The 3640-nt window shown below is 50.0% G+C and carries 6 protein-coding genes; 1 reads left to right on the top strand and 5 read right to left on the bottom strand.

The window, feature by feature from the left end; genetic code table 11:
- Positions 1-535, top strand: a 535-nt coding sequence (locus ACXAC4_RS18900) for a histidine kinase dimerization/phospho-acceptor domain-containing protein (protein WP_475164635.1), incomplete at its 5' end; no start/stop codon positions are given.
- Between the two features lie 57 nt (positions 536-592).
- Here the strand turns inward: ACXAC4_RS18900 and ACXAC4_RS18895 are convergent.
- The 5 genes from ACXAC4_RS18895 to ACXAC4_RS18875 form a co-directional block, all read right to left on the bottom strand.
- On the bottom strand, positions 593-1099 hold the full coding sequence (locus ACXAC4_RS18895) for an AAA family ATPase (protein WP_475164634.1): 507 nt from the start codon (positions 1097-1099) through the stop codon (positions 593-595).
- A complete protein-coding gene (locus ACXAC4_RS18890) occupies positions 1071-1463 on the bottom strand; it encodes a hypothetical protein (protein WP_475164631.1) in 393 nt (130 codons plus the stop codon). The genes ACXAC4_RS18895 and ACXAC4_RS18890 overlap by 29 nt, the downstream gene beginning before the upstream one ends.
- 61 nt (positions 1464-1524) lie before the next feature.
- Complete coding sequence (locus ACXAC4_RS18885; protein WP_475164630.1) at positions 1525-1854, bottom strand: ATP-dependent nuclease; 330 nt, start codon at positions 1852-1854, stop codon at positions 1525-1527.
- Between the two features lie 212 nt (positions 1855-2066).
- Positions 2067-2240 carry a hypothetical protein gene (locus tag ACXAC4_RS18880; protein ID WP_475164625.1) on the bottom strand — a complete coding sequence of 58 codons (174 nt, stop codon included), beginning with the start codon at positions 2238-2240 and terminating at the stop codon, positions 2067-2069.
- A 454-nt stretch (positions 2241-2694) separates the two neighbouring features.
- A partial coding sequence (locus ACXAC4_RS18875) for an IS1380-like element ISMaq3 family transposase (protein WP_475164621.1) occupies positions 2695-3640 on the bottom strand: 946 nt, incomplete at its 5' end.

Raw genomic sequence — 3640 nt, 5'->3', positions numbered from 1 at the left:
AAGGTTAACGACGGTTAGATTCACCTCTTACACAGCACCTGGAGAGTTTTTGGCAAACATGAGCCATGAAATCCGTACGCCTATGAATGCTATTATTGGTATGAGCCATTTAGCTTTAAAAACAGAACTAACAAAACAGCAATATAACTACATTAATAAAATAGATCTGGCTGCAAAGAATTTGCTGGGCATCATCAATGATGTTTTAGACTTTTCTAAAATTGAATCCGGCAAATTGTCTTTAGAAGAAGTGCCGTTTTCACTCCAAGAAGTGCTAGACAATGTTGTTGCGATTAACATTATTAAAATCCAAGAAAAAGACCTCGAATTGCTCATTGATATTGAACCAAACACACCAATTAACCTGATTGGTGATCCTTTACGATTAGGGCAAATTCTTATTAACCTTGTCGGTAATGCAATTAAGTTTACCGAAAAAGGCGAAATAAAAATCACCGTCAGTTCTAAGAAAGATGGGCAAAAGGTTGCTCTAGGCTTTGCTGTGCAAGACAGCGAGGTGCTGTGTAAGAGGTGAATCTAACCGTCGTTAACCTTAGCAATACGTACTCTTTGTTGCCTCACGTTTATTCGTTCAGTTACGTATTGCTAAGGTTAATAGGGAAACACGATAGAATCCGAACAGCACCTGACCGTTTGTTTCTTCCGTCCCGCCAATAGCAATGTCTTTGTCGCCGTTCTCGCCCTCTGTCACGAAGCGTAGGGAATCAGCAGGAACAACCCTGGCTAGCATTGGAGTATGCGTTGTGATGATGACTTGGTCAGTACTTGCCAGCTCCGTAAGAGCCGAAACGAGCAGCCTCTGGTTGCGAGGATGCTGACTTGTCTCAGGTTCCTCAATCGCCATGATCACACTTGCCTTGCTCTGCTCTGCAATTGCCTTCTGTGCCTTGGCCCGGAAGAAGTTCAACAGGATAAGTCGCCGGACTCCGCTGCCGCGTTTGTTTATGGGGATATCGTCATCGCCCGTGATACTGGCCTTAAAGAGGCTGCTCCAGTTGGGCTTCGTGAACGAGGGTGTTAGTGTGGAGGCCAGAGTAGGGTCCATTTCCTTAAGCTTTGCCAGAGTAAAGATCAGCAATCTTCTTGACCTCCTGTTGAATATGCTCCGTTATCAAATTGAGTTCTGCCTCTTTTGACTTAAGAGCCTCTTTGATAGCCGATTTCAACGGGTCCTGAGCTTCTGGGTCCTGATCTGTGCTTGATCTGTCAGATTTGAAAAGGGCGAATGCGGGGAGAGCCGCTTGAATTCCTTTCCATATGTTACTCCCGTTCCCTTCCATCAATGATACCGAAACAGGGGCAAGGCCCAGCTCTTTCACCGAGCCTCGAAGAACTTCACGGAGTTGCGCATTCACCTTTTTGTCAACGTTGCTTGTATCAGCACGGAGTTCCTGCGCCAGCTGTTTTAGCTCGGTATTGTTGAGAGTTGTCAGAGTAGCCACATGCACGTGTGTTGGGTGATATGCGTTTACGTATAACGAGCTCAGCTTTGGCTTTTCGAGTTCACCATTGAAGGTCTTTTCGGACTTCCAGCATTCCTTGCTGGTTAGTCAAATATTCTGCATCAAAAGAAGTCGTGGCTGTCTGATCGAGCACTACGGACTCAGGCAAATCAGAAAAAACGCATGTGATTGTTAGATCTTTTGGATTGCCGAATTTACAAGCATCATCTTTATCCGGCGCCCCGTCGTTGAGAAACATGTCTAGTGCGTCCAAGATAGTGGACTTACCCGCATCGTTTCTTCCGACCAAAGTGGTTAAATCGTCAAAGGGGACCGAAATCTCATCTTTGTAGCCACGAAAATTTCTGATGCGGACTTCCTTGAGCTTCATTGCATTCCCTCACTCGAAACCAATTGCGACCCTAGTCACTTAGTCACAGACAAACAATTATAGGTGGATGGACTGGCTCGCTTGTATCGCGAATTACATGTAATTGGTTCGCAAACTTACCCCATCTGATTCGCGCACCTCAAAACCATAAGACTCAAGGGTATGCCCACAGGTATGTGCCTTGAGGTGCAGCAGCTGATTGGCCCTTTGTGCTAAGCCGTGACATCCGATGTGAGTTCGTTCCTCGGTAAGATGCGTAGTGTTGGACCATGACTTATCAGAACATCGGTATCATCCGGCACCTGCTCTAACTTCCACTCTAGCTCTTCCACTAGGTCATTGAATGCCATGAGCCTATGGATGGGCCGGTATGGGAAACCATACAAGTTTATTCCCTCGACTGAAACTCACTCAGTTCAGGGCATAGAGGTACCGATAAGTACTGGGAGGTAACAGCCTCCAAATAAACCTGACGGCTTTCAAGCTTTAATCCCCGTTCAGCCCTTGATCTGTAGACTGCGCAAAATTTGAGGTTATGGTGAAACAGCTCTGGGAAAAGGAGCCAGGCCTCTCCCTGGCGCGTCACACCACTGGGCAGGTGTCGCGTTTGCCTGGCATCCGTGCCGGCGCTGAGCCCCGATCATCCTGACCACACGGCTCTTCACCAGACTCTGCTAGCCCGGATTTCTCATAGTGCTCCAACAACCTTCGCAGACCAAGCCTGGTAGTGCCAGATCCGAGTGGTCATGGTCGAAGTTGGCGATTATTTAGCCAGTTTCCGGCATTCAGGCACAACTCCCCCTTTCCCCCATTGGTATCGGGCCGGGGGAGCCCGATTATCTACTGGGGCACCAAGCGCTGAACCAGTGCTGAGAGATCGTTCTTGTGTGGATAGCTATCACTCATCAACACCCGTATTCGGCGGGTGTTGCGGATGATGACTGCGCCAACCTTGATCAGCTTCAAGCGCAAGGTGCCGGCACTCATACGTTCGAAGGGCGTGTTTTTCAGATGCACCCGCAAACGCTCGAACAGGGTGTAGGCGAAGCCGGATAAGATCAGCCGCCACTGGTTGGTCCACCAGTGTGTGCTGGAGGTGCGACCGGCAAACAGATCCAGTTGTTGATCCTTGATCCGGTTCTCCATATCACCCCGTGCGCAATACTGTTCGTAGTAGAGCTTGAATCCGTCATCGTAGCGGGAGCTGATAACGAACCGGGGGTTCGGGCCTTGAGGGCCATATTCCAGGCGCGCAACCACCCAGCGTGGCTTATGCCAGCTTCGGGCTTTGTAGCGGAAGCGGAAGGTGCTGGCGAGCTTATGGCCATGAGCCTCGTAGTAGGTCCGGACTTTGTCCATGGCTGGGGCGGCAAGCGCCTCCAGCCGCTGGTTGCGGGCCATGCCTACGATGTAATCCACCTGGTTGCGATCGCACCAGGCCAGCAGTCGGGGCTTGCTGAAGTGGGAGTCGCCCCGGAACACGATCCGGGTCTGTGGCCAATACTCGCGAATAAATCGCACCAGCAGCGCCAGAATGGCCCAACTGTGCCGGGCATCACCCCGGTTGCTGGTGCGCAGATAGCTCACCAGCAAGTGCCGGCCGCAGAAGACGTAAAGCGGGAAGTAGCAGTGATGGTCGTAATACCGGTTAAAGAATTTACCCGGCTGATCCCCATGCACCGGAATATCGGTGCCGTCAAAATCCAGCACGATTTCCTTGGGCGGCTCTTCGTGTTGTTCAATAAAGTGGTGCCAGAGCAGCTCATGGGCTTTGACAATGGTTTGT

It is taken from the genome of Pseudoalteromonas sp. AWM4_233 (assembly GCF_056158285.1).
This window is presented reverse-complemented; position numbering and strand designations above follow the sequence as displayed.